This window comes from Sphaerisporangium sp. NPDC005289 (assembly GCF_040607455.1).
GTDB lineage: Bacteria > Actinomycetota > Actinomycetes > Streptosporangiales > Streptosporangiaceae > Sphaerisporangium > Sphaerisporangium rhizosphaerae.
This window is the reverse complement of sequence record NZ_JBEXGS010000034.1, coordinates 46,756-71,807: the sequence shown is the minus strand read 5'-3', so window position 1 is coordinate 71,807 and position 25,052 is coordinate 46,756. Positions and strand designations below refer to the sequence as shown.

Below are 25,052 nucleotides of genomic sequence, written 5' to 3'. Positions count from 1 at the left end.
CCACCTGGCGAATGCGCCCCGCAGAGCGGGGCCGCGCGAGCGGCGGCGGTGCGCCTCGGGCTCGCGGACGACCCCGCCCTCCCTGGGACGGCCCCCGGACGGTCAGCTGTAGGAGACCGACTGCAGGCTGCAGTTGGTGACCCACGGGCCGGGGTAGACCGGGCCGGTGGAGCAGCCCCAGCTGGCGGTCACGACGTTCGTCCCCGCGGGGATGCTCGTCAGGCCGGTCGAGCCGGGCAGGTCGTACTGGTGGCCGCCGCTGCACACGGCGGACACCCCCACGTACCCGGCGTCGTTGGGCAGCGCCTGGCTGAACTGGAAGGAGTGCGTGGCGGGGACCGCGGTCACGCTGCCGACCGTCGTGGACCAGGAAGGAGATGAGGTGACGACCCGCAGACCGGAGGGGTACCAGTCCCGGGTGTCCCCGGAGTAGTCGACGTTGTAGCAGTCCACGGTCGCGTTCAGCACGGCGGTGGTGGCCGCGGCGGGTGACGACACGGCCACCACGCTCAGCACCCCCGTCGCGACCAGAGCAGAACCGAGCGCCAGCACCCGCCGAGCCGATCTCACAGCGAACATGGGCATCCTTTCTCGCGCCTCTCACACCGGCCACCGCGAATTCAGCACCTTCTCCGGGCACCGGTCAAAACGCCAGAACTTTCGGCGGGTCCGAAACCAACGCGGCCATCGGGGCGCGAAATGCCTGCTCCGACGCCGGCCCGAGTCCGCGAAACGGAAAGATGCACCGACCCGCGGCCCGGCGCCAGAAGGATTCACGGGCGGCGGTCCGGCGTCCAGCGGTAATCGCGGAATTCTCGCGGAGCACCCCCCGCGAAATGTTTCGGCGAAACGACGTCCCGCGATCGCCGACACCCCGGCCACTCCGTGAAAGATTCAGCCCGCCCTGGCAGCCGGCGCACGGGCTCCGGGCCGCCGGGGCGAGAGGTCACGGCGGCGAACCGCCCCGGGTCTTTCCGAGGAGGCCGGTGTCCGAATCGGCACGCGTGCCGCGTCGGTGGAGAGGAAGGCCGCCGCCGGCGAAGGCGGCGGCGCCGAACGGGAACAGGGCCGGAGTCACCGAACAGGAGTCACCGGGCCGGTCCCCTCGCGCGTCGCGGACGGACCCGCCGAGCCGGCGATCCGCCGCACGCGACATCTCACACCCCAACTCGCGGAAGGACCATATGATGGCGCACAGGAAACCGGACATCGTCAGGGACCACTGGCGCGACATGACGCGGGCGGCCCAGGACGACCCGGACCAGACTCCCGAGGAGATCCGCGAACGGGTCGAGCGTTACTGGCCCGGCCTGACGACCGACCCCGGCGGCGTCGACTACCTGGAGACCGAGGTGGCCGGCCTGCCTGCGCTGTGGGCGGTCCCGAAGCACAGCCCCGAGGACCGCGTGATCCTCAGCGTGCACGGCGGCGGCGGCGTCAGCGGCTCGATCTACACCCACCGCAAGATGTTCGGCCACCTGGCCAAGGCCGCCGGCGTCCGCGCGCTGATCACCGGCTACCACCGGACGGCCTATCCCGTGCCGGTCGCTGACACCGTCACCGCCTACCGCGGGTTGCTCGACCAGGGTTTCGACGCCGGGCACATCGCGCTCGCCGGCGACTCGCTCGGCGCCGGGGTGTCCCTGGCGGCGATCCTGCGCGCCCGCGAGCTCGGCCTTCCCCTCCCCGCCGCGTTGATGCTGCTCTCCCCGTGGGTCGACATGACGGTCGGCGAGGAGACCTTCGACACCAACCGCGCGACCGAGGAGTTCTTCTACAAGGAGGTCGTGGAGATCCTGGCGTACCTGTACCTGGGCGGCGCCGACCCCAAGGACCCGCTGGCGAGCCCGCTCCACGCCGATCTGAGCGGCCTGCCGCCGATCTACATCCAGGCGGGCGGCGACGAGACGCTGCTCGGTGAGGCCCGCCGGCTCGCCGGCAACGCCCGCGCGGCCGGCGTGGACGCCGAGATCGAGGTCTTCCCCGGCCAGTTGCACACCTTCCAGATGGCCGCCGGGCGCTCGAAGGTGTCCGACGACGCCATCGGCAAACTGGCCCAGTGGGTCCGCCCCAAGCTCCACCTCCCCTAGGCCCGGACGACCGCACGCCGGTGAGCCCGCCCGCGGGCTCACCGGAACGACGGTCGCACGACCCCGGCTCCAAGGGAGCGCCGGGTTCAGCTTTCCTTGGTGAGGGCGCGGGAGATGACCACGCGCTGGATCTGGTTGGTGCCCTCGACGATCTGCAGGACCTTGGCCTCCCGCATGAGGCGTTCGGCCGGGAAGTCCTCGACGTAGCCGTAACCGCCGAGGACCTGCACGGCGTCGGTCGTGATCTTCATGGCGGCGTCGGTGGCGAACAGCTTCGCCATCGCCGCGCGGGTGCCGTACGGACGGCCCGCGTCGCGCAGGCGGGCGGCGTCCAGGTACAGGGAGCGGGCGGCGGCGATCTGGGTGGCCATGTCGGCGAGCAGGAAGCCCAGCCCCTGGAAGTCGGCGATGCGCCTGCCGAACTGGCGGCGCTCGCGGGCGTAGGAGACGGCGGTGTCCAGGGCGGCCTGGGCGACGCCGACGGCGCAGGCGGCGATGCCGAGCCGCCCCCCGTCCAGGGCGGCCATGGCGATGCGGAAGCCCTCTCCCTCGCCGCCGATCAGCGCCTCGGGCCCGAGTCGCACCCCGTCCAGGCGCACCTGGGCCGTCGGGGAGGAGCGCATGCCCATCTTGCGCTCAGGCCGGCCGAACGACAGCCCGGGCGTGTCCGCCGGTACGTGGAAGCAGGAGATGCCCCGGGCGCCGTCGCCGGAGGTGCGCGCCATCAGTGTGTAGAAGTCGGCCACGCCGCCATGGGTGGTCCACGCCTTGACGCCGTCCACGACGTACCCGCCGTCGGCGGCCTGGGCCCGGGTGGTCAGGGCGGCGGCGTCGGAGCCGGACTGCGGTTCCGACAGGCAGTACGCGCCGAGCAGCTCGCCGCCGATCATGGCGGGCAGCAGGTCGGCCCGCCTGTCCTGCGCGCCGTAGGCGGCGAGGGGGAAGCACGACAGGGTGTGCACGGAGACGCCGAGGCCGACGGCGAGGAACGCGCCCGCCAGCTCCTCCACCACCTGCAGGTACACCTCGTAGGGCTGGGCGGCGCCGCCGTGCTCCTCGGGGTAGGGCAGCCCGAGCAGGCCGGCCCTGCCCAGGGTGGTGAACACCTCGCGGGGGAAGCGGCCGTCGGCCTCGTCGCCGGCCGCGCGCGGCGCGACGTCCTTGGTGATGATCTCCCGGACGAGGTCCAGCAGGTCGTGGGCTTCGGGCGTGGGCAGGGCGCGGTCGACCGTCATGTCGGCACTCCAGGTCACGGGGGGGCGGGGATGAGGAGTGGCGTCCCGCCGCACGACCTCCCGGGGAGGTCGCGGGGCGGGACGGTGGGCACGCGTCGGCCTGGGTCAGACCACGACGAGGTCGTGGGGCCGGTTGTTGAGGCGCTCGCCGCCGGTCTCGGTGCACACGACGATGTCCTCGATGCGGGAGCCGTGCCGTCCGGGCAGGTAGACGCCCGGCTCGACGGAGAAGGCGAACCCGGGCGCCAGCGGCTCGGCGTTGCCCGAGACGATGTAGGGCTCCTCGTGGGTCTCCAGCCCGATGCCGTGGCCGGTGCGGTGGATGAACCGCTCGCCGTACCCGGCGTCGGCGATGATCTCGCGGGCGGCGGCGTCGACGGCCTCGCACGGCACGCCCGGCCGCACGGCGGCGCACGCGGCCTCCTGGGCCTGGCGCAGCACCTCGTAGTAGGCCGAGAAGTCGGCGGGGGGCTCTCCCACGCTGTAGGTGCGGGTGGAGTCGGAGCAGTAGCCGCTCGGCATCTGGCCGCCGATGTCGACCACCACCGGGTCGCCGGCCTGGATGACCCGGTCGGACAGCTCGTGGTGCGGGCTTGCGCCGTTCGGGCCCGAGCCGACGATGACGAAGTCGACGGTGGAGTGCCCGGCGGCGAGGATGGCCTCGGCGATGTCCCTGCCGACCTCGCGCTCGGTGCGGCCCTGCTTGAGCAGACCGGGCACCTGGGCGTGGACGGCGTCGATGGCGGCGCCGGCCTCGCGCAGGGCGGCGACCTCGGCGGGGCTCTTGCGCATGCGCAGCTCCCTGAGCACCGACCCGGCCAGCACCTGCTCGGCGCCGGGGAGGGCGGAGCGGAAGCGCAGCGACTGCATCGCCCACATGCGGTCGGCCAGCCCCACGGTGGCCACCGCGCCGACCCGGCGCGCGACCAGGGCGTAGGGGTCGTCGGTCTCGTCCCAGGCGACGAACTCCAGGCCGAGCCGGGAGGCCGGGGAATGCTCGGCGGCCGGCAGCTCCAGCCGGGGCACCACCATGAACGCCTCGCCCTCGGCGGGCACCACGAGGCAGGTGAGGCGCTCCAGCGGCAGGGCGTCGTATCCGGTGACGTACCGCAGGTCGGGGCCGGGGGTCAGCAGCAGCGCGCCGATGCCGGCGGCGGCGGTGGCGGCGCGCACGTCGGCCACGCGCGTCACCGGGTAGAGGTCCAGGGACGTCGTTGTCACACCGACCAATCTATTCCACCGGGATCACCGCCGTCCGCACCCCCCGGCCTCGTCCCCGCGAAGCCCTGTCGCGCCGGATCACGGCCGCGGCGTTCTCAGCGGGCCGCCGCCATCACGTAGCCTTGTTGATACGTCAACAGTTGACGCGGCAACCATCTGATATGCTTGACTCGTCAAGGAGATGAGCCGGGCCCCCACCTGAGGGCCGTCCGCGGCCACCTCTCCGGCACCCCTGACCCGTGAGCGGTTCGACGTGCTCGCCGACGTCCTCGCGGCGCCGCGCGACCGTCCCCACCCGAACGGGTCGCCGTCCCCCAAGGAGGGATCCTGATGACCGGCGGAACCTCACCGGCGCCGACCTCGCCGGCGCGGGTCGCCGTGCTCGGCGCCGGGCACGCCGGGCCCGCGATCGCGCGGGTCGCGATCGCCGCCGGCCACCCGGTGACGATCTCCGCCTCCGGCGACCCGGAGAAGATCGCCCTCATCGCCGGCGTGCTGGTGCCCGGAGCCGAACCCCGTTGGGCGGCCGACGCCGTCGCCGACGCCGACATCGTGATCCTCGCGATCCCGCTGCACCGGTTCGCGGCCTTCGACCCCGCCCTGGTCGCCGGCAGGCTCGTCGTCGACACGATGAACTACTGGCCGCCCACCGACGGCGTCCAGCCCCTGTTCGAGGACCCCCGGTACGGCAGCAGCGAGATCGTCCAGCGGCGGCTGTCCCGGTCGACGGTCGTCAAGACCCTCAACCACATCGGCTACCACGAGCTCGAAGAGGAGCGCCGGCCCGCCGGCTCGCCCGAACGCCACGCGCTCGGCGTCGCCGGCGACGACCCCGGAGCGGTGGGCGTCGTGGCGGAGTTCATCGAGCGCATCGGCTACGACGCGGTCCGGCTGGACGGCCTGGGCGCCGGCCGGCTGTTCCAGCCCGGCGGCCCGGTCTTCGGGGCCTCGCTTCGCCGCGCCGAGTTCGAACGGGCCCTGGACGCCCAGGCCGCCTGAGGCGTCCCCCGCGAACCACCCGATCCCACCGCAAAGAAAGACGCGACATGACCGCGATATCCTCCGCCGCCGCCACCGAAGGCCGGCCCGCTCCCCTGGTACTCGGCCTGGACACCTTCGGCGACGTCACCGGCGGCGACGACGGCCGCCCGCTGTCCCACGCCCAGACGATCCGCGACATCGTGGAGCAGGGCGTCCTCGCCGACCAGGTGGGACTGGACTTCTTCGGGATCGGGGAGCACCACACCGGCGACTTCCCGCTGTCGGCGGGCGACGTGGTGCTCGCGGCGATCGCCGCCCGCACGACCCGCGTCCGGCTCGGGTCGGCGGTCACGGTCCTCAGCTCCGACGACCCCGTCCGGGTGTTCCAGCGCTACTCCACGCTGAACGCCGTCTCCGGCGGCCGGGCGGAGGTCATCCTCGGGCGCGGCTCCAGCGTCGACTCCTTCCCGCTGTTCGGCTACGACCTCGCCGACTACGAGGAGCTGTTCGAGGAGAAGACCCAGTTGTTCGCCGAGTTGCTCAAGGGAGGGCGGGTCACCTGGAAGGGCAGGACCCGCGCCCCGCTCGTCGACCAGGACGTCGTGCCGCACACCGAGGACGGGCCCTTCCCGGCGTGGATCGGCGTCGGCGGCAGCCCTCAGTCGGTCCTGCGCGCCGCGCGTCTGGGCTTCCCGCTCATGCTGGCGATCATCGGCGGGCCCCCGGCCCGCTTCGCCCCCTTCTCGCGGCTGTTCCGGCAGGCCCTCGCGGAGTCGGGACGCGCCGCCCTGCCCATCGGGGTGCACTCCCCCGGGCACGTCGCCGCGACCGACGAGGAGGCGCTGGAGGAGTTCTGGCCCAACTACCTGGCGGTCCTCCGGAACGCCGCCAGGACCCGGGGGTTCGCCGTCCCGACCAAGCAGTCGTTCCTGCGCGAGGTCGGGCCGCACGGGGCGCTCTACGTCGGATCCCCGGAGACCGTCGCCCAGAAGATCGCGGCGAACCTGCGCGCGCTCGACGCCGGCCGCTTCGAGCTGAAGTACGCCATGGGCGGGCTCTCCCACCGTTCGCTCATGAAGAACATCGAGCTCTTCGGCACCAAGGTCGCCCCGCGCGTGCGCGAACTCCTGGCGTGAGCGGGGGCGGGTGCTGGAAGGATGGGCCCATGCCAGGGTTGATGCTGCTCGACACCCCATCGCTGTACTTCCGCGCCTACTACGGCGTCCCCGAGTCGATGACCGCCCCCGACGGCATGCCGGTCAACGCCGTCCGGGGCCTGATCGACATGATCGCCACGCTGGTGCGCGCCCATGGCCCCGACGAGCTGGTGGCCTGCATGGACGCCGACTGGCGTCCCGCGTTCCGCGTGGCGGCGATCCCGTCCTACAAGGCCCACCGGGTCGCCACCGGGCACGAGGAGGAGGTGCCCGACACCCTGGCACCCCAGGTGCCGGTGATCGAGCAAGTGCTCGACGCGGTCGGCATCGCCCGGGTCGGCGTGCCGGGGTACGAGGCCGACGACGTCATCGGCACCTACACCTTCAGGGCGAGCGGGGCCATCGACATCGTCACCGGAGACCGCGACCTGTTCCAGTTGGTCGACGACAAGCGCCCGTGCCGCGTCCTTTACACGATAAAGGGCATTCGTAACCTGCAGGCGATCGACGAGGCGCAGGTCAGCGCCAAGTACGGCATCCCCGGCCGCGGTTACGCCGACTTCGCCACCCTGCGCGGAGACCCCAGCGACGGGCTGCCCGGCGTGCCGGGGGTCGGCGACAAGACGGCCGCCGCCCTGATCACCCGGTTCGGCTCGCTGGAGGCCATGCTCGCCGCGCTGGACGACGGGGTCGTCGACGGCTTCCCGGCCGGCAGCCGCCTCAAGCTCGACAAGGCACGCGACTACCTCGCGGTCGCGCCCGCGGTGGTCAAGGTGGCCCACGACGCGCCGCTGCCGGAGGTGCCGATCGCCCGGCCGGTCGCGCCTCGCGACCCCGAGGCACTGGTCGAGCTGGCCGACCGCTATGGCCTGGACGGCCCGCTGAATAGGCTGCTCGCCGTGCTTGCCGCATAAGATCCCTGATTGTGAGTCATACGACGATTCATGCGTCCGGTGCTCCCCGCCTCGCGGAGGGCTTCGAACGCATCCGCGACGAGCTTCGGCTGCCCGAGGCGTTCCCCCCGCCGACCCTGGAGGAGGCCGCCCAGGCCGCCGCCACGCCGGCGCCCTCCCTGCCCGACCGCACCGACCTGCCCCTGCTGACCGTCGACCCGGCCGGGTCGATGGACCTGGACCAGGCGCTGTGCATCGAGGAGCGTCCCCGCGGCTTCCGGGTCTGGTACGCCATCGCCGACGTCGCCTCCTTCGTGCGGCCGGGCGGCGCGATCGACGACGAGGCCAGGCGGCGCGGCGAGACGCTGTACATGCCCGACGAGCGGGTGCCGCTGCACCCGCCCGTGCTGTCGGAGGGCGCGGCCAGCCTGCTGCCCGGCGTCGTCCGGCCGGCGGCGCTGTGGTGCCTCGACCTGGACTCCGACGGGCGCACCATCGGCGCCGACGTGTCGCGGGCCCTGGTGCGCAGCCGCGAGCGGCTCGACTACGACTACGTCCAGGCCGCGGTCGACACCGGCACCGCCGACGGGACGCTGCGGCTGCTGCCCGTGGTCGGCGGGCTGCGCCTGGCGCTCGAACAGGAGCGCGGCGGGGTCTCCCTGCCGACCCCCGAGCAGGAGGTCGTCGCGCACGGGGACGGCTACCGGGTGGAGTTCCGCACGCCGCTGCCCGCCGAGACGTGGAACGCGCAGATCTCCCTGATGACCGGCATGGCCGCGGCGGCGATGATGCTCGACGCCGAGATGGGCGTCCTTCGCACCCTGCCGCCCGCACCGCCGGAGACCGTCGCGCGGGTGCGCAGGATCGCCTCCGCCCTCGGGGTGGCCTGGCCCGACGGCGCCGGCTTCGGAGAGGTCGTGGCGGCCCTGGACCCCGGGACGCCCGGGAGCGCCGCGTTCCTGAAGGAGGCGACGGTGCTGCTGCGCGGGGCGGGGTACACCGCCTTCAACGGCGAGCCGCCCAAGGACGCCTCGCACGCCGCCGTCGCCGCGCCGTACGCCCACGTCACCGCTCCCCTGCGCCGCCTGGTCGACCGGTACGGCACCGAGGTGTGCCTGTCGGTGGCCGCCGGGGTGCCGGTCCCCGAGCCGGTCCAGCAGGCCCTGTCGGAGCTGCCGGCCCTCATGGCGGGCAGCGGGCGCCGCGCGTCCGCCGCCGAGCGGGCCTGCGTGGACCTGGTGGAGGCGTTCGTGCTGCGCGACCGGGTCGGCCAGACCTTCGACGCGGTCGTGGTGGACGTCGAGGACGGCCGGCCGGGCGGCGTCGTCCAGGTCGCCGACCCGGCCGTCGTGGCCCGCTGCGACGGCGACGGCCTGCCCCTGGGCGAGAAGGTCCAGGTGCGCCTCACCCGCGCCGACCTGCTCACCCGCGAGGTCCGCTTCACCCTCGCCTGACCCGCCCGGCGGGAGGCCCCGCCGGGCGGGAAAGGGCCGTCAGGCGACCGAGGAGTAGGCGACGACGCCGCGGCGCAGGGAGTCGATGGCCTTGCCGGCGTTGTGCCGCACCTTGCTGTTGTGCGGCGCCGCCTTGCCCACCTGGTCGAGCAGGTCGATGAGCTGCTTGGCCCAGCGGACGAAGTCGCCGGCCGCAAGGTCGCCGTCGGTGAGCACGGCGTCCAGGCTGTGGCCCTTCGCCCAGCGGAAGGCCGCCCAGGCGAACCCGAAGTCGGGCTCGCGGACGAACGACAGCCCGTGGTCGCGCTCGATGTCCTCCAGCTCGGCGAAGATGCGCACCATGGCCGCCAGCGACTCCTTGACCCCGCCGGCCGGGATCTTGGGCTGGCGCGCGTCGTCGGCCTGGCGGGACTCGAACACCAGCGACGACACGCACGCGGCCAGCTCGGCCGGGTCCAGATCGTCCCAGATGCCGGCCCGCAGGCACTCGGAGGTGAGCAGGTCCAGCTCGGTGTACAGCTGGGCGAGCCTGCGGCCCTCGGGCGTGACGGCCTCGCCCTCCAGGTAGCCGAGCTGGTCGAGCACCCCGCACACGCGGTCGAAGGTGCGGGCGATCACGTGGGACCGGCTCTCGACGCGCCGGCGCAGGCCCTCGGTCTCGCGCAGCAGCTTGTGGTAGCGCTCGGCCCAGCGGGCGTGGTCCTCGCGCTGGTCGCAGCCGTGGCAGGGGTGGGCGCGCAGCCGGCGGCGCAGCTCGGCGATCTCCCACTCGGGGGTGCCGGGGGCCGAGCCCCGGCCGGCCATGGTGTCGGCGTCGTGGTCGCGGACCCGCACCGGACGGCCAAGGTCGCGGTCGCCGATCTTGGCGTGCAGGGTGGCCACCAGGTTCGCGCGGTCCTTGGGCGCCCGCGGGTTGAAGCCCTTGGGGATGCGCAGGTGCTCCACCGGCTCGACCGGCACCGGGAAGTCCGCGGCCGACAGCCGCTTGACCTGCTTGCCGATGGTCAGCACCAGCGGCGAGGGCCCCTCGGTGCGCATGGTCAGTCCCGGGTCCAGGATGACCGCCAGTCCCGCGCGCCTGCCGCCGGGGACGCGGATCACGTCGCCGGGCTTGAGCGCCTCCAGGGACCGCACGGCCTGCGCCCGGCGGGCCGTGCCGCGCTGGCGCGACAGGTCGGACTCGCGGTCCGACAGCTCCCTGCGCATGCGCGCGTACTCCTGGAAGTCGCCCAGGTGGCAGGTCATCGCCTCGGCGTAGCCCTCCAGCGCCTCCTCGGCGCGCCGCACCTGCTTGGCGATGCCGACGACCGCCCGGTCGGCCTGGAACTGGGCGAAGGAGGACTCCAGCAGGGTGCGGGCCCGCTCCCTGCCGACCTGGCCGACCAGGTTGACGGCCATGTTGTAGGAGGGGCGGAAGCTGGAGCGCAGCGGGTAGGTGCGGGTGCTGGCCAGGCCCGCCACCGCCACCGGGTCCATGCCGGGCTGCCAGGCGACCACGGCGTGGCCCTCGACGTCGATGCCGCGCCGGCCCGCCCGCCCGGTGAGCTGGGTGTACTCGCCGGGGGTGAGGTCGGCGTGGGTCTCGCCGTTCCACTTGTCGAGCTTTTCGATGACGACCGACCGCGCGGGCATGTTGATGCCGAGCGCGAGGGTCTCGGTGGCGAACACCGCCTTGACCAGGCCGCGGGTGAACAGCTCCTCGACGACCTCCTTGAAGGCGGGGAGCATGCCGGCGTGGTGGGCGGCCAGGCCGCGTTCGAGGCAGTCGCGCCACTCCAGGTACCCCAGCACCGACAGGTCCTCGTCGGGCAGGTGGGCGGTGCGCTCGTCGACGATCGTGCGGATCTCGTGGCGCTCGCTGTCGGTGGTGAGCCGGATGCCGGCGTGCAGGCACTGCAGGACGGCGGCGTCGCAGCCGGCCCGGGAGAAGATGAAGGTGATGGCGGGCAGCAGCCCCTCGGAGTCGAGCTTCTCGATGGCGTCGGAGCGGCTGACGGAGTTGGCCGAACGGCGCGGCCGGGAGTAGCCGCGGCGGCCGCGCGCCTGCGCCAGGCGCTGCTCGTCCCGCGAGATGCGCATCAGGCTCGGGTTGATGCGCGGCCGGTTGTCCTCGTCGACGAACAGGTCGTACAGCCGGTCGCCGACCAGCATGTGCTGCCACAGCGGCACGGGCCGGTGCTCGTCCACGATCACCGTGGTGTCGCCGCGGACCTCCCCCAGCCACTCGCCGAACTCCTCGGCGTTGCTCACCGTGGCCGACAGGGCCACCACGCGCACCGACTCGGGCAGGTGGATGATGACCTCCTCCCACACGGCGCCGCGGAAGCGGTCGGCGAGGTAGTGCACCTCGTCCATGACCACGTGGCTCAGCCCCGCGAGGGTCGAGGAGCCGGCGTAGAGCATGTTGCGCAGCACCTCGGTGGTCATCACGACGATCGGCGCGTCACCGTTGACGCTGTTGTCGCCGGTGAGCAGCCCGACCTTCTTGGCCCCGTAGCGGCGCGCCAGGTCGTTGAACTTCTGGTTGGACAGCGCCTTGATCGGCGTCGTGTAGAAACACTTGCTGCCCTGCTCCAGAGCGAGGTGCACCGCGAACTCGCCCACGACGGTCTTGCCCGAGCCCGTCGGGGCCGCCACGAGCACGCCGTCACCGGCTTCCAGGGCCCGGCACGCGTCGAGCTGGAACTCGTCCAGCTCGAAGTCGTACAGGCCTCGGAAGGAGGTGAGGGCGGGCCCGCCGGCGGCGTGCTTCTCACGGAATGCGGCATAGCGTTCCGCAGGCGTCGTCATGCACTTCAGCCTACCGATAACCGCTTTCCGGTCCCGTCCACGATCCCGCCCGAGGTACCACGGTCGATCGTCCTGCCGCCTCCAAGGACGGTCGCCGTGAGATCGGCCATGCGCGTACGGGCTGGACAGCGCCCGCTTGCGCCACGGACTCACCCACAGGCCGTGTTCAGCCGCACTCGGGCAGATGCCAGATCTTCAGCAGGGCCTTCGGCACCTTGAACGGGCAGCCGCCCGAGTCGCCGCGGTAGGACCAGGCGCCGTGGCCGCGCTTGCGCCAGACGTGCGGCCCGTCCTGGTAGCTGATCGGGTCGCCCTTGACGCCGATGGACCCGACCGCCCAGTACACGTCCTTCCCGGCGGTGGCACCCTTGAGCTTGCCGTAGTAGACCCTCTTCGGCCCGTCCACCTTCGTACGGACGGCACGCGGATGGTTCGCCTTGTAGTACTGCTTCCAGTACGCGTCGGCGAGCTGATGCCGGATCCTCTCGGTGATCTTGAGGTTGACGGCCTTTCCCGCGGCCTGTGACGCCGAGGACGACGGCGCGGCGCCCGCCGTCGCCGGGAACAACACGGTGACGGTGACCGCCGTCGCCGCGGCGACCGACACTTTGCCTGCCCACTTGATCATGCGTGTCCACTCCCTGGTGGCGAAGAACGGCCCGGGGCGATGACATGGAGAGCCCCCGGGTGGATGGCGCAGGTGAGGGGCAGGGCCGCGACGCGCTCACCGTCGGCGTAGGCGACGACGTCGGGAGCCTCGATCGTGACCGTGCGGGCCCGGCGCAGGGTGATGGCCGGGTGGCCGAGGTGGGTGCCCCGGTAGACGCGGGGGAAGGCGCGCAGGAAGGCGCCGGTGGGCAGCGGGCCGACGATCAGCACGTCCAGCAGCCCGTCGTCCGGCTCGGCGCCCGGGCACACGCGCATCCCGGCGCCGTAGGAATGGGTGTTGCCGACGGCGACCATCATGGCCTCCTGCTCGAACGGCTCGCCGCCGTCGACGGTGAGCCGGAACGGGATGGGAGCGAAGGACCGCAGCTCCTGAAGGGTGGCCAGCAGGTACTTCGCCATGCCCGCGGGGCGGGTCATCCCGTTGGCCCGCTCGTTGACCTTGGAGTCGAAGCCGCAGGCCACCACTCCGGCGAACCACTCCTCGCCGATGGTGCCCGCGTCCACCGTCCGCACCGCGCCCCCGGCGACGATGGCCGCGGCGGCCAGCGGGTCCTTGCGGGGGATCCCGAAGGCGCCGGCGAGGTCGTTGCCGGTGCCGGCCGGGATGATGCCGAGGGGGACGTCCGTGCCGGCGACGGCCTGGACGGCCAGGTGGACCAGACCGTCCCCGCCGAACGCGACCAGCGCCTCCGGCCCCTCGGCGACGGCCGTGCAGGCACGTTCCAGGGCGTCCTGGGCGGAGGTGCCCACGATCACCGAGACCGGCCGCCCGCCCTCCTTCAACCGCCGCACCACCGGGTCGAGCAGGCGCAGGGTACGGCCGCCGCGCGCCGCCGGATTCACGAGAACGACCAGCTCACCTGCCACACTGGGAACATATAGGTCTAGATCTCGTCAAGCTAGGGTCAAGCACCGGGAAAGTCGGCGGCGACGTCCGCGCGCGAGACGGCCCGCTCCGGCCGGGCGGCGGACGACCTGGCCGACGGGTGTCACGTCACGGCGAAGCGCCACGTGCCCGGGCGGTGGACTCCGGCCGGGCCATGGAGGCTCGTGCACGCCGCACCGTCGCCGCGCGAGGATCGGCCGGCCGGTCATTCCTCGTCGAGGGCCTCCAACCGGGCGGTGAGGTCGCTCGCGAAGCGGTCGAGAAGGCGGCCGAAGGCCTGGCGATCCTGCGCGGACCACTCTGCGAGGGCGTCGCCGAACCAACCGAGGACGGTCTGCAGGTAGCGGCCGACGACGGCGGCCCCCTCGGGGGTCTGCTCGACCAGCCGGGCCCGCTGGTCGTGCGGATCGGGGACCCGGCGCGTGAGTCCGCGCCGCTCCAGCTCGTGCAGCTGCCGGGTGACGTGCGGTCCTACGACCTGCATGCGCGTGGCGATCTCGCCGACGCGCAGCGGCCGGGCGGCCATCTGCAGCGTGACCAGGATCGACATCGCGGGCCGGTCCAGGGCGACACCGGCTCCCTCCACGGCGCGTTCGAAGAGCCGGCCGCGGTTCAGCACGTTGCCCAGTTGGATCAGGCGGGGCAGCACCGAAAGCAGGTCGAGTTCGCCATCGTCCTTCCCCGCGGTCGGCGACCGTGTGTCAGCCATCATCCTCCATTAGATACCTAACTTAGGTATATAGTTGTCTCTGTGTTCTCCGGGAGGGGCGCTCGCCCGTTCCCGAGGAAAGGCTACCTAAGGTAGCTATCCATTATGGAGGAGGAGCGAATGAGCACGACGACGAAGGGCCGGGTGCTGGTCTCCGGCGCGAGCATCGCCGGTCCCGCGTTGGCCTACTGGCTGCACCGGTACGGTTTCGAGGTCACGGTCGTGGAGAAGGCGGGCGCGGTGCGCGGCGGCGGGTATCCCATCGACATCCGCGGCACCGCGCTTGAGGTCGTCCGGCGGATGGGCGTGCTTCCCGCCCTCCAGGCGGCTCACGTCGATACCCGCCGGATCACCTTCCTCAACCCGGACGGCAGCGTGATCGCCGCCGTCGATGCCCGACCCGTGGCGGGCGGAGCCGAGGTCCGGGACCTGGAGGTACGCCGCGGCGACCTCACCGAGATCCTCTACGCGGCCATCCGCGACGAGGTCGAGTTCCTGTTCGACGACACCATCGCCGCCCTCGACGACCGCGCGGACGGCGTCGACGTCACCTTCCGCAGCGGGAAGCAGCGCATGTTCGACGTGGTCGTCGGCGCCGACGGTCTGCACTCGCACACCAGGGGCCTCGTCTTCGGCCCCGAGGCGCGGTTCCACCGGTATCTCGGTTACTGCTTCGCCGGCTTCACCATGAGCAACGACCTGGGGCTCTCACACGAGGGCGTCGTGTGGAACGCCCCGGGCCGGGGAGCGGCCCTGTACGCCGTCGGCGACGGCGACACGGTGCACGGGTTCCTGAGCTTCAGCCGGCCGGAACCGCCGTTCGAGGCCTTCCGGGACCCCGTCGCGCAACGCGACCTCGTCGCCTCGATCTTCGCCGGCGACCAGTGGGAGGTGCCACGCCTGGTCACGGCCATGCGCACGGCCGACGATCTCTTCTTCGACGTCGTCAGCCAGATCCGGATGCCCCGGTGGTCCGCCGGTCGGGTCGCCCTCGCCGGCGACGCCGCCCACGCCCCCTCGTTCCTCACCGGACAGGGGTCGAGCCTCGCCCTCGTCGGCGCCTACCTGCTCGCCGGGGAACTGGCCACCGACCGCGACCACACGGCCGCGTTGACCGCCTACGAACAGCGCGCCCGGGCGTTCGTCGAGATGAACCAGGCGCTCGTCACCGAAGGCGACGCCACCCTCCTGCCCGGCACCGAAGAGGCCTTGGCGCGACGCAACCGGATGCTGCGCGGCCTGACCGTCATGCCCGCCGCGGAGGGACGACCCGCCTACTCGGCGCTCACCCTCCCGGACTTCACCGGCGCCTAGAAGCTCGCCGAGGGGGGCCTCAGTCGAGCGGGGTGGAGGCGGTGCCGTCGAGCTCCTCTTCGATCTGCCGCTGGCGTTCGGCCTCGAGCTGGTCCTTCTTGCGGTCGTGGAAGTACATGAACACCTCGGCGATCATGAACATGCCGACCATGGGGACCGCCAGCGCGAGCATGGTGATCGGGTCCTGGCTCGGCGTCGCGACGGCCGCGAAGACGAACATCAGGAACACGACCATGCGCTGGTGCTTGCTCACCAGCTTGAACGGCAGCACGCCGATCATGTTGAGGAACACCATGAGCAGGGGCAGCTCGAACGACAGACCGAAGATCACCAGCATGGCCATCATGAACCCGACGTACTGATCCATGCTGATGAGCGGGATGACGTTGCCGGGTGCGAAGCCGAGCAGCAGCGCCAGGCCCTTGTCCATCGTGTAGTACGCCAGCGCGGCGCCCGCGGCGAACAGCGGGACGGCCAGGGCCACGAACGCCAGGGAGTAGCGCCGCTCGTTGCGGTACAGGCCCGGCGTCACGAACGCCCAGAGCTGATAGAGCCAGATCGGCGCGCTGACCACCGCGCCGAACATGAGCGCCACCTGCAGGTTGACCATGAAGCCCTCGAACACGCCCTGCACGACCAGGGAGCACTCGCCGTCCTTGAGCTTGTGGGCGGCGGGCAGGCGGCAGTAGGGCCCCGTCATGAAGACCCAGAGACGGTCGAAGAAGACGAAGCCGACCACGGTGCCCAGGGTGAGGCCCAGGATGGCCTTCACCAGGCGGTTGCGAAGCTCACGGAGGTGATCCATGAGCGACATGCGGCCCTCGAGATCGGGGACCTGCGGGCCGTCATCGGCCGGGCTTGACCGTTTCAGCAATGCCATCGGGCGTCCTGGTCTCTGCGGTCGGTCAGGGCAAGGGGGCGTGTCAGGCGGAGCCCTGGTCCTTCTGCGCCTGCGAGAGCGGAGCCCCGTTCACGGCGTCGGCCGGACGAGCATCGGCCGGACGTGCGTCGGCCGGACGTGCCTGGGAGGTGCGCAGGCGGGAGTTCTCCTCTTCCAGCAGGCGCAGGCGGTCCTCGACCGAGGGGGTCGCGGGCGGCAGCGGCTGCGGAGTGGCGACGACCGGCTGGGCGGTGGCCTGCGCGGCGGCCCTGGCGTCGTCCTCCTCGTGCAGCTTGGTGGTCTCCTTCTTGAACAGCCGAAGCGACTGGCCCAGCGCCTTGGCCGTGTCGGGGAGCTTCTTGGCGCCGAAGAGCAGCACCAGGACCAGCCCGATGATGAGCAGTTCGGGTACACCGAAGTTGGACATGTCACACCCTTACGCCGAGCGACGTGCGTTCTCAGCCTCGATCGTACGCTGCCACCACTACTTGATTCACCCCTCAGTGCGCACGGATGCGCCGATGGCGGCCTTGAGCCGTCCTTGGACGGGCGCAAGACGGCCGTTGGCCCGCTCGATTTCACGCGACAGCCCCCGTGCGGCCACCACTACGCGCGCCGAGAGCACGGCCAGCGGGACCAGGCCGACGACGGCGAGGCCCACCGCGACGAAGATCCAGGTCATGACCGGGCACTCTACCCAAGCCCGCCGTGACGCGCGCGGCGTCCCCGCGAACCGGACGGGCGCGGACTCAGGCGCAGGACTCGTAACGGGCCAGCGCGGCCGAGGCCGCCTCGCGCACCCGGTCGGCCAGCGACACCGGGGAGACGACCCGCCCGCTGTCGCCCAGCCGCAGCGCCAGCCGCACCAGCCAGCCCTGGTCGCGGGCGCGCAGGGTGACCCGCAGGCGGCCCTCCCCCAGCTCGGTGACCTCCTCGCACGGGTAGTACTCGGCGACCCAGCGGCCCACGGGGGTCAGCTCCAGCTCCACCAGCTCGTCGGAGGGCGAGGGCCGGAACACCCCGTCGGTGACGTCGATCGGCTCGGCCTCGGCGGGCGGGGAGGCGGTGACCTCCAGCATCTCGACCCCGATGATGCGGTCGAGCCGGAACAGCCGCATGCCGTCCGCGCGGTAGCACCAGCCCTCCAGATAGGAGCGGCCGTCCACCATGACCAGGCGCGTGGGGTCGACCTCGCGCGGGGTGATCTCGTCACGGCCGGGCACGTAGTAGCGCAGGGACAGGCGCCGGCCCTCCCGCAGGGCCTGCCGGACCGTCGTCGTGGCGTCGGGGGCGGCGTCCAGCTCGAAGGCCACCTGGGTGCTGACGGCGGCGGCGCCCTCGCCGGCCGCGCGCTCGAGCTTGGCGATCACCCGGGCCAGGGCGTCGCCCTCGGCGAACTCGGGCAGCTCGGCCAGCATGCGCAGCGCGACGAGCAGCGCGCTGGCCTCGTCGATGCCGAGCCGCAGGGGCCGTGCGATGGTGTCGGCGTTGTCGATGAGGATCTCGCCGCCGTCCCAGGAGACGTCGATGAGGTCGCCGGGGGTGTGCCCGGGCAGGCCGCACATCCACACGAGCTGCAGGTCGTCGACGAGCTGCTTCTCGGTCAGCCCGAACAGCCGGGCGACCTCGGGCACCTGGGCACCGGGGTGGGACATGAGGTAGGGCACCAGGGCGAGCAGCCTGGGCAGCCGGTCAGCCGTGCTCACGCGAGCGTTCCCTTCAGGCGGGGCGCGACGGCCGCGCGGGCGTCCTCGGCACCGGGGTGGACCGTTCGTCCGGCCGCGTTCACGCGATGGCTCCCTTCAGGCGGCGGATCACCGCGTCGCGGACGTCCGGCGGGTCGAGCACCTCGGCGTCGGCCCCGAACGCCACGACCGAGCCGGCCACCCACTCCGGATCGGCGAACTCCACGGTGACCTCGTCCCAGCCGTCCTCGCCGGGCCGCACGGCGCCGACCTGCCGCAGCCACTGGCAGGTGTCGCGGCGGACGCGGACGGTCGCGGTGCGCTCGGGCAGCAGGCTGTCGCGGTGGCCGACCATCGAGCGGATGTCGACCCCCTCGGGCACCACCACCGCGCCGGAGCGGCCGACCGGCGCGACCGGGCCGCTGATGCGGCTGAGACGGAACACGCGGGGGGCGCCGCGCTCGCGGTCGTGGCCGACGACGTACCAGCGGCCGCGCCGGCTCACCACGCCCCACGGCTCCACCGTGCGGGTGAGCATGACCTCGCTGCCGGCGGCGCGGTAGTCGAAGCGGACGACCCTGCGGTCGCGCACGGCCTCCCAGAGGGCGGGGAAGGCGGGGTCGCGGGTGTCGACCCGCAGCTCCAGCGGCCCGGCGGCGGACTCGTCGGTCTGGACGCCGGCGGCGCGCAGCTTGAGCAGGGCGCCGCCGGCCGCCTCGGCCAGGTTGGCCCGCTGCCACACCTGGGCGGCCAGGCCGAGCACGGCGGCCTCGTCGGCCTCCAGCGTGATCTCGGGCAGCTCGTAGGCCTGGCGCATGATGCGGTAGCCGGGCTCGTCCTCCCAGGGGTCGCGGTGGACCTCCACCGGGATGCCGATCTCGCGCAGCTCGTTCTTGTCGCGCTCGAACATGCGCTGGAAGGCCTCGTCGTTGCCGGCGTCGTAGCCGGGCACGGCGTGACGGATCTGCTCCGCACTGAGCGGGCGGCGCGTGGCCAGCAGGCAGATGACCAGGTTCAGCAGCCGCTCGGTCTTCCGCCGAGACATCGGGCCTCCCTTCTCAGGTGACGCTACCCTTGCCCCGTGATCAGATGGCGCAAGGGCGAGGTGGTCGCGGTCCGGCGCGAGTGGCCGGGCGCGATGGAGCTGGACGTGACCCTCCCCGAAGGGAGCTGCCGGGCCCTGGCCTACCCCCCGCTGGTGGGCCGCCCCGAACCGGGTGACACGGTGCTGCTGAACACCACAGCGCTCGCCATGGGCCTCGGTACGGGAGGTTACGCCATGGTAGTGGCCGTGCCGGACCGATTGCCGGAAGATCCGCAAGGTCCCGGCCACCTGGTCAAGGCACGATACACGCCCCTGCAGGCCACGGTGCTCGGCGCCGACGAGCAGGACTCCCCCCACCACGAGACGCTGCGCGAGGCCGACTCCGTGGACGGCATGCCCGTGGTGGTCGCCGACCTGCACTCCGCCCTCCCTGCCATCCTGTGCGGCCTGTACGGCTCCCACCCTGAGCGGGCCCCCGAGATGCCGGCCGCGTCCCGGCAGGTGGACGGCCCACGCCCGCGGGCTGCCGGGGAGGCGGACGGCCCACGTCCTGAGGTGGTCCGGGAGTCGGAGGGCCCGCGCCCGCAGGCCGCCCAAGGAGTGGACGGCCCGCGCGAAAGTACCGCGCCCGCGAGCGTCGGGCGGCCGCTCCGGGTCGCCTACGTGATGCTGGACGGCGGCGCACTGCCGGCGTGGTTCTCCATGTCGGCCGCGCGGCTGCGCGAGCTCGGCTGGCTGTGCGGGGTGGTCACCACCGGCCAGGCCTTCGGCGGCGACGTGGAGGCGGTCACCGTCCACACCGGGCTGCTCGCCGCCAGGCACGTGCTGTCGGCCGACGTCGCGATCGTGACTCAGGGACCCGGCAACCTGGGCACCGGCACCCGGTGGGGGTTCTCGGGGGTGTCGGCGGGCGAGGCGGTCAACGCGGCGGCCGTGCTGGGCGGGCGTCCTGTGGGGGCGCTGCGCGTGAGCGAAGGCGACCTGCGCGAGCGCCACATCGGGGTCTCCCATCACTCGCTCACCGCCTACGGCCGGGTGGCGCTGGCCCCCGCCCAGGTGGTGGTGCCCGAACTGCCCGGCGCGTTCGGCGAGCGGGTGCGTGAGCAGGCCGCCGCGCTGGGCGCGCGGCACCAGCTGGTGAACGTGCCGGTGGACGGCCTGGCGAAGCTGCTCGAGGACAGCCCGGTCAAGCTGTCCACCATGGGCCGCGGCCTGGACCGCGACCTGGCCGGCTTCCTCGCCTCCGCCGCCGCCGGCCGCCACGCCGCCACGCTGCTCGCCTGACCGCCGGCGCCGGCCCGGCCGCGCCCGCCGCCACCAGCTCGGCCGCCCCCACGCCCATGCCGCCCCGCGCCCGCCGGCCCTCATGTCCCCGATGATGACCTGGACCGGCCTCCCGCCTGTGCCAGGCGACGTCGGCCAGCTCCTCGGGGGTGGCCATGCTTGATGCCTCCGTTTGATCAGGCTGCGCGTTCTGCCGCGGTCATGATCAGCGCCAGGGAATCGCCGGGCGCGAGCGCGGCTTCGTGAAGGCGATCGTACGCCTGCACGAAGCCTTCCACATCGTCCCCTTCGACATATATGGCACCCACTCGCGTTTCGATATACGCGACATCCGGATAGGGCTCGGGCATATCGAAGACCGTGAATGGTCCCTCAGGACTGGCGCCGGCGGCGGCGCCGAAGGGAAGGACACGGATCCCGATGTTCGGGCTCTCCGCCATCTCGATGAGGTGGCGCAGCTGACCGCGGAGCACCTCGCCGCCACCGACGCTTCTGCGCAACACCGCCTCATCAAGGACGACCGAGAGTCGCAGAGGCCCGTCCCGGCCGAGAACCCGCTGCCGGTTCATCCGGAACTCCGCCCAGAGCCGTATGCGTTCTCGCGGCTTGGTCGGATCGGCCGCACGGATGACCGCCTCAGCGTACTGACGGGTCTGCAGGAGTCCTGGGACGACCATCGCGTCATAGGAACGTAGTTCCGTGGCGCGGGACTCCAGCCAGGCGTGGTCGATGATGCGGCCCGTGAACGCGCCCGCGTACCCGTCCCACCAGCTCTTCTGCCAGATATCGCGGCTGAGGCGTTCCAGGCCGTCGCGGACGCGGGCGTCGCTCACGCCGTAGAGGTTGAGCAGCGTGAGCACATCTGGGACGCGCATGGGAGTGATCCCCTGCTCCATGCGGCTGAGTGACGACTGATCACGTTGGATGTAATCCCCCGCGTCCTTAAGGGTGAATTTGGCAGTGGTTTCCGCTCACCCCGACCATTCTGGGCTCCGTCCTGCTGGTGGGCTACTCGCTCACCCTGCCCGTGCGAATCCCTCGTGCCATCGCCGAGGCGAGTACGGACGATCCGTTCACCCTGACCGGCGCCTTCATCGGCCTGCCCCTCTTCCTCGCATGGATGATCGCGTTACCGGTGGCCGGTTGGTCCTACTACCGGCGCACCCGGCGAGTCACTCCGGCCGCCGCCGGCTGACCAGGGTCTGGCCGCGGTTCACTCCACTTCCATCTGCTCGTAGGTGACGACGAGCTTCTCGGTGAGCACGCTCGTGTCACCGGACCTCAAGGAGGTGATCTCCAGGCTCTTCGGCCAGACACCGGCCAGGTTGTACCGCTTGATCGGCGCGCCCTCGACATCGAAGACGATGATCGCCCCGTTCTTCCGGGCGTCGCCGGCCCGGACGGAGCGGGCCTCCTTCATCCAGGTGTCGAAGCCGTCGTCCGAGGTGAGGGCTCGGGTGAGCGTCATCTCGCCGGGCTTCGGGCGTCCGGGGAGCTTCCTGACGACCACCTTGCCGTCGGGGGTGTTCTCCTTCACCTCGATGACGTCCTGCTCCATCTTGAGCCCGGAGATCTCGTCGATGCGCTTGACGACGATGCCGTCCACCTCCAGGCCGAAGGAGTGACCGGTCGAGCCGTCTGAATCCGGCAATGCCATGCTCGGTCTCCTTTGTCATTGGGATCCCGATCGAGCCTAATATCGCGCTGCTCCTTCTTCCCGGTCTTCGACATCCGATTAAGTTGCCGTGCGAACGCCGCGGCCATCATCGTCCGCGGCCGGTGGTCCCCTGGGGGGTGCGGCGGAGAGCCCTGCCGGGGAGGGCGCCGGTGGGGTGGCCGTGCTCGATGACGGGGGTGCCGGAGACCAGCACGTGGGAGATGCCCTCCGCCGGGCGGCGAGGGTCGTCGAAGGTCGCGGTGTCGTGGACGGCCTCGGGGTCGAACAGCACCAGGTCGGCGTGGTAGCCGGGGCGGACCAGTCCGCGGCGGTCCAGCTTGAGCCGCCGGGCCGGGCGGCCGGTGAGGTGGGCGACGCACTCCTGCAGCGACAGCACGCCCAGTTCGCGGACGTAGCGGGCGAGGTAACGGGGGAAGGTGCCCCACGCGCGGGGGTGCGGGCGGGCGCCGGCGAGCAGGCCGTCGCTGCCCCCGGTGTGCGCCGGGTGCCGCATGATCGCCTGGACGTTGGCCTCGTCGCCCGCGTGGAGCAGGATCGTGGTGGCGAGGTCGTCGTCGATGAGCAGCCGGCGGAAGTCCTCGAAGTCGCGCACCCGGGTGCCGGCCCGGCCGGCGAGCGCGGCCGTCCCGGTGCCGGAGATCTGGATGACGTCCCAGTCGATCGGCACCCCGTGGCAGCCGTCGCAGCCCTCGACCTCCATGGCGTGCCTGATCCGCGCAGCGGTCGCGGGGTCGCGCAGGCGGGCGAGCGCCCGGACCGGCCCGCCCTCGGAGGCCCAGCCCGGCAGCAGGGAGACCAGCGTGGTGGAGCCCGGCAGGTAAGGATAGGTGTCCAAGGTGAGGTCGCAGCCGCCGGCGATCGCCTCGTCCAGCAGGGCGAGCAGCTCCCCTGCCCGGCCCTTGTTGACCGCGAAGTTCATGGTCGCGTGTGCCAGGTGCAGCGGGCAGCCCGAACGGCGGGAGACCTCGACCATCTCGGCGTAGGCGGCCAGGGCGCCCGCGCCGTAGGAGCGGTGGTGCGGGGCGTAGAACCCGCCGAGCGCGGCGACGACCTCGCACAGCGCGACCAGTTCGCCGGTGCCCGCGTACATGCCGGGGGCGTAGGTGAGTCCGGAGGACATGCCGACCGCGCCCTGCTCCATGGCCTCGGCGACCAGGCGCCGCTGCTCGGCGGTCTCGGCCTCGGTGGCGGGGCGGTCCTCCCAGCCGGTGACGAGCATCCGCACCGACCCCTGCGGGACCAGGTAGCAGGCGTTGACCGCGATGCCCTGGTCGAGGCGGTCGAGGTACTCCCCCACCGTCCGCCAGTTCCAGTCGAAGCCCTCGGGGTCGCCGTTCCATCCGGCGATCTGCCGTCGCACCTGCTCCAGCGTGGCGTCGTCGACCGGGGCGTAGGACAGGCCGTCCTGGCCGAGCACCTCGCAGGTCACTCCTTGGCTCACCTTGGCCAGGTGGCCGGGCTCGGCCAGCAGCCGCAGGTCGGAGTGGGCGTGCATGTCGATGAAGCCGGGAGCGAGCACCAGCCCGGCGCCGTCGATCGCCGGCCCGCCGGAGGCGTCGGGGCCGATGGCGGCGATCATGCCGTCGCGGACGGCCACGTGGGCGACGTAGGGGTCGTCGCCGGTGCCGTCGACGACGGTGACGTTCTTGAAGAGCATCAGAAGAAGGTCCTCAGCAGGCCGACGACGGCCTCGCCGTCGATGACGGGGATGAGCGTCCACTTGTCCATCGCCGTGCAGGGATGCGACAGGCCGAACCGGACGACGTCGCCGCAGGCCAGGTCGCAGGCGGGATCGACGGCGAGATGGGTGTGCTGGTCGTTGAGCGCGGTGACACGGGCCCCGTGGAGCGGGCCCTTGCCGCGCACGTGCTGCGGCTCGGGCAGTCCTTCGTCGAAGGGCAGGTCGCGCTTGCCGGCGTCGAGCAGGGCCAGGCCGGGCTCGGGCCGGGAGATGACCCGCGCCCACCCGTGCATGGCGGCGCGGAACGGCTCGCCGGCCGGGGCCTGCTCCCCGGTTCCGGGAGGATCCGCCCCACAGGCACGTCCCGGCCCTGCTTCGGAAGGTTCTGCCGCGCAGGCACGTCCCGGTCCTGATCCGGGGGGTTCCGCCGCGCAGGTACGTCCCGGCCCCGCACCGGGATGATCGCCGTTCCCGGCGGGACCACTCGTCGTGGAGGCGTCACGGAGCCGGAAGGGGGAGATCGCCCGGTAGAAGCCGTCGTCGTGGATCACGTAGGCGCCCGAGCGCAGCACCAGGCGCGCCTCCAGCCCGCCGAGCACGTCGGCCACCTGGTCGAAGTACGCGCTGCCGCCCGCGGTGACGATGGGCTCGCCGGTCTCGAAGGCCAGGCCGCCGAACAGCTCGGCCAGGCCCTGTAGGTAGCCCCGCACGGCCGCGAGGCCCTCGGGGGAGGCGTCGTGGGCGAAGGAGCCCTCGTAGCCGGCGACGCCGGCCAGGCGCAGCGCCGGGGCGGCGCGCACGGCCTCGGCGACCCGCCGGGCGGCGCCGAGGCCGCGGGCGCCGGTGCGCCCGCCCGGGCCGCCCAGCTCCACGCACACCTCCACCGGCCGCCTCGTCCCGCGCAGGGCCGCGTCCATGATCTGGACCGCCTCGACGGAGTCGGCCCAGCAGATGAAGCGGAAGGCCGGGTCGCGGTCGAGTTCGCGCCCGATCCAGGCGAGCCCGGCCGGGTCCACCGGGGCGGCGGCGAGCATGAGCCGTGCCACCCCGAAGGCGCGGGCGACGCGCATTTGCGGGAAGTTGGCCAGGGTGAGGCCCCAGGCGCCCGCCGCGAGCTGCCGCCGCCACAGCTCGGGGGCCATCGTGCTCTTGCCGTGCGGCATCAGGGTGACCCCCGCCCCGGCCGCCCAGCAGGCCATGACCGCGATGTTGTGCTCCAGCGCGGCGGCGTCGAGCGTCAGCAGCGGCGTCCCGAAGTCCTGGAGGGACGGCCCACCGGCCAGGAACTGCGCCACCGTGCCGCCGGCGCCGGCGGGCAGCGCCTTGTACCGCCAGTCGAGGGGCTCGTCGCGCAGCGCGCGGACCTTCTCCTCGTCGATGCCCATCGCACCACCCATCGC

24 protein-coding genes and 1 pseudogene are annotated in these 25,052 nt (G+C 72.6%); 8 read left to right on the top strand and 17 right to left on the bottom strand.

Annotated elements, in window-relative coordinates; all coding sequences use genetic code 11:
- Positions 1-102: 102 nt before the first annotated feature.
- Positions 103-579, bottom strand: coding sequence for a hypothetical protein (locus tag ABZT47_RS37445; RefSeq protein ID WP_354852826.1), 477 nt, complete (start codon positions 577-579; stop codon positions 103-105).
- Between the two features lie 608 nt (positions 580-1,187).
- On the opposite strand from ABZT47_RS37445, the gene ABZT47_RS37440 reads away from it, so the two are divergent.
- On the top strand, positions 1,188-2,090 hold the full coding sequence (locus ABZT47_RS37440) for an alpha/beta hydrolase fold domain-containing protein (RefSeq protein WP_354852824.1): 903 nt from the start codon (positions 1,188-1,190) through the stop codon (positions 2,088-2,090).
- An 86-nt stretch (positions 2,091-2,176) separates the two neighbouring features.
- Here ABZT47_RS37440 and ABZT47_RS37435 read toward each other — a convergent pair whose 3' ends face one another.
- Both ABZT47_RS37435 and ABZT47_RS37430 read right to left on the bottom strand, forming a co-directional pair.
- Complete coding sequence (locus ABZT47_RS37435) at positions 2,177-3,325, bottom strand: acyl-CoA dehydrogenase family protein (RefSeq protein ID WP_354852822.1); 1,149 nt, start codon at positions 3,323-3,325, stop codon at positions 2,177-2,179.
- A 105-nt stretch (positions 3,326-3,430) separates the two neighbouring features.
- Positions 3,431-4,546: a Xaa-Pro peptidase family protein gene (locus tag ABZT47_RS37430; protein ID WP_354852820.1), complete on the bottom strand. Its 1,116-nt coding sequence runs from the start codon at positions 4,544-4,546 to the stop codon at positions 3,431-3,433.
- Between the two features lie 330 nt (positions 4,547-4,876).
- Here ABZT47_RS37430 and ABZT47_RS37425 point away from each other — a divergent pair, with 330 nt between their 5' ends.
- From ABZT47_RS37425 to ABZT47_RS37410, 4 genes are read left to right on the top strand one after another with little or no spacing between them, the layout of a single operon-like run.
- A complete protein-coding gene (locus tag ABZT47_RS37425) occupies positions 4,877-5,545 on the top strand; it encodes an NAD(P)-binding domain-containing protein (protein ID WP_354852818.1) in 669 nt (222 codons plus the stop codon).
- Between the two features lie 47 nt (positions 5,546-5,592).
- Positions 5,593-6,663 carry an LLM class flavin-dependent oxidoreductase gene (locus ABZT47_RS37420; RefSeq protein WP_354852816.1) on the top strand — a complete coding sequence of 357 codons (1,071 nt, stop codon included), beginning with the start codon at positions 5,593-5,595 and terminating at the stop codon, positions 6,661-6,663.
- A gap of 29 nt (positions 6,664-6,692) precedes the next feature.
- On the top strand, positions 6,693-7,598 hold the full coding sequence (locus tag ABZT47_RS37415) for a 5'-3' exonuclease (protein ID WP_354852814.1): 906 nt from the start codon (positions 6,693-6,695) through the stop codon (positions 7,596-7,598).
- Between the two features lie 11 nt (positions 7,599-7,609).
- Positions 7,610-9,031 (top strand): RNB domain-containing ribonuclease, encoded by a 1,422-nt coding sequence (locus tag ABZT47_RS37410; RefSeq protein ID WP_354852813.1) that lies wholly within the window; start codon positions 7,610-7,612, stop codon positions 9,029-9,031.
- A gap of 39 nt (positions 9,032-9,070) precedes the next feature.
- Here ABZT47_RS37410 and ABZT47_RS37405 read toward each other — a convergent pair whose 3' ends face one another.
- The 4 genes from ABZT47_RS37405 to ABZT47_RS37390 all read right to left on the bottom strand — a co-directional run bounded on the left by ABZT47_RS37405 (position 9,071) and on the right by ABZT47_RS37390 (position 14,085).
- Positions 9,071-11,821 (bottom strand): DEAD/DEAH box helicase, encoded by a 2,751-nt coding sequence (locus ABZT47_RS37405; RefSeq protein WP_354852811.1) that lies wholly within the window; start codon positions 11,819-11,821, stop codon positions 9,071-9,073.
- Positions 11,822-11,987: 166 nt separating this feature from the next.
- Entirely contained in the window at positions 11,988-12,449 is a 462-nt protein-coding gene (locus tag ABZT47_RS37400; RefSeq protein WP_354852809.1) for a hypothetical protein, read from the bottom strand.
- Positions 12,446-13,357 (bottom strand): YegS/Rv2252/BmrU family lipid kinase, encoded by a 912-nt coding sequence (locus ABZT47_RS37395; protein WP_354852808.1) that lies wholly within the window; start codon positions 13,355-13,357, stop codon positions 12,446-12,448. The genes ABZT47_RS37400 and ABZT47_RS37395 overlap by 4 nt, the downstream gene beginning before the upstream one ends.
- A gap of 224 nt (positions 13,358-13,581) precedes the next feature.
- The gene (locus tag ABZT47_RS37390; protein ID WP_354852806.1) at positions 13,582-14,085 is read right to left on the bottom strand and encodes a MarR family transcriptional regulator; all 504 of its coding nucleotides are present in this window, start codon (positions 14,083-14,085) and stop codon (positions 13,582-13,584) included.
- Positions 14,086-14,205: 120 nt separating this feature from the next.
- Here ABZT47_RS37390 and ABZT47_RS37385 point away from each other — a divergent pair, with 120 nt between their 5' ends.
- On the top strand, positions 14,206-15,399 hold the full coding sequence (locus tag ABZT47_RS37385) for an FAD-dependent monooxygenase (protein WP_354852804.1): 1,194 nt from the start codon (positions 14,206-14,208) through the stop codon (positions 15,397-15,399).
- A 19-nt stretch (positions 15,400-15,418) separates the two neighbouring features.
- Here ABZT47_RS37385 and tatC read toward each other — a convergent pair whose 3' ends face one another.
- The 5 genes from tatC to ABZT47_RS37360 form a co-directional block, all read right to left on the bottom strand.
- Positions 15,419-16,279 (bottom strand): twin-arginine translocase subunit TatC, encoded by an 861-nt coding sequence (gene tatC / locus ABZT47_RS37380; protein WP_354852803.1) that lies wholly within the window; start codon positions 16,277-16,279, stop codon positions 15,419-15,421.
- Between the two features lie 43 nt (positions 16,280-16,322).
- Complete coding sequence (tatA, locus tag ABZT47_RS37375) at positions 16,323-16,706, bottom strand: Sec-independent protein translocase subunit TatA (RefSeq protein ID WP_354852802.1); 384 nt, start codon at positions 16,704-16,706, stop codon at positions 16,323-16,325.
- Between the two features lie 66 nt (positions 16,707-16,772).
- A complete protein-coding gene (locus tag ABZT47_RS37370) occupies positions 16,773-16,961 on the bottom strand; it encodes a hypothetical protein (protein WP_354852800.1) in 189 nt (62 codons plus the stop codon).
- A 67-nt stretch (positions 16,962-17,028) separates the two neighbouring features.
- Positions 17,029-17,985 (bottom strand): WYL domain-containing protein, encoded by a 957-nt coding sequence (locus ABZT47_RS37365; protein ID WP_354852798.1) that lies wholly within the window; start codon positions 17,983-17,985, stop codon positions 17,029-17,031.
- A gap of 79 nt (positions 17,986-18,064) precedes the next feature.
- Positions 18,065-19,009, bottom strand: coding sequence for a WYL domain-containing protein (locus tag ABZT47_RS37360; protein ID WP_354852796.1), 945 nt, complete (start codon positions 19,007-19,009; stop codon positions 18,065-18,067).
- 93 nt (positions 19,010-19,102) lie between these two features.
- On the opposite strand from ABZT47_RS37360, the gene ABZT47_RS37355 reads away from it, so the two are divergent.
- Positions 19,103-20,293, top strand: a complete 1,191-nt coding sequence (locus tag ABZT47_RS37355) for a DUF3866 family protein (protein WP_354852872.1) — start codon at positions 19,103-19,105, stop codon at positions 20,291-20,293.
- Positions 20,294-20,469: 176 nt separating this feature from the next.
- Here the strand turns inward: ABZT47_RS37355 and ABZT47_RS37350 are convergent, their stop codons facing one another.
- Together ABZT47_RS37350 and ABZT47_RS37345 are read right to left on the bottom strand one after the other, a co-directional pair.
- Entirely contained in the window at positions 20,470-21,126 is a 657-nt protein-coding gene (locus tag ABZT47_RS37350; protein ID WP_354852870.1) for a DUF5753 domain-containing protein, read from the bottom strand.
- A pseudogene (locus ABZT47_RS37345) lies at positions 21,118-21,240 on the bottom strand (helix-turn-helix domain-containing protein); the annotation flags it as partial. The gene ABZT47_RS37350 and the pseudogene ABZT47_RS37345, both read right to left, overlap by 9 nt.
- A gap of 56 nt (positions 21,241-21,296) precedes the next feature.
- On the opposite strand from ABZT47_RS37345, the gene ABZT47_RS37340 reads away from it, so the two are divergent.
- A complete protein-coding gene (locus ABZT47_RS37340; protein ID WP_354852794.1) occupies positions 21,297-21,488 on the top strand; it encodes a hypothetical protein in 192 nt (63 codons plus the stop codon).
- A gap of 18 nt (positions 21,489-21,506) precedes the next feature.
- Here ABZT47_RS37340 and ABZT47_RS37335 read toward each other — a convergent pair whose 3' ends face one another.
- The 3 genes from ABZT47_RS37335 to ABZT47_RS37325 form a co-directional block, all read right to left on the bottom strand.
- Positions 21,507-21,950 carry a phage tail protein gene (locus ABZT47_RS37335; protein ID WP_354852793.1) on the bottom strand — a complete coding sequence of 148 codons (444 nt, stop codon included), beginning with the start codon at positions 21,948-21,950 and terminating at the stop codon, positions 21,507-21,509.
- Positions 21,951-22,056: 106 nt separating this feature from the next.
- A complete protein-coding gene (locus tag ABZT47_RS37330; RefSeq protein ID WP_354852791.1) occupies positions 22,057-23,628 on the bottom strand; it encodes a D-aminoacylase in 1,572 nt (523 codons plus the stop codon).
- Positions 23,628-25,037 (bottom strand): alanine racemase, encoded by a 1,410-nt coding sequence (locus ABZT47_RS37325; protein WP_354852790.1) that lies wholly within the window; start codon positions 25,035-25,037, stop codon positions 23,628-23,630. Before ABZT47_RS37325 ends, ABZT47_RS37330 begins: the two co-directional genes overlap by 1 nt.
- Between the last annotated feature and the right edge of the window lie 15 nt (positions 25,038-25,052).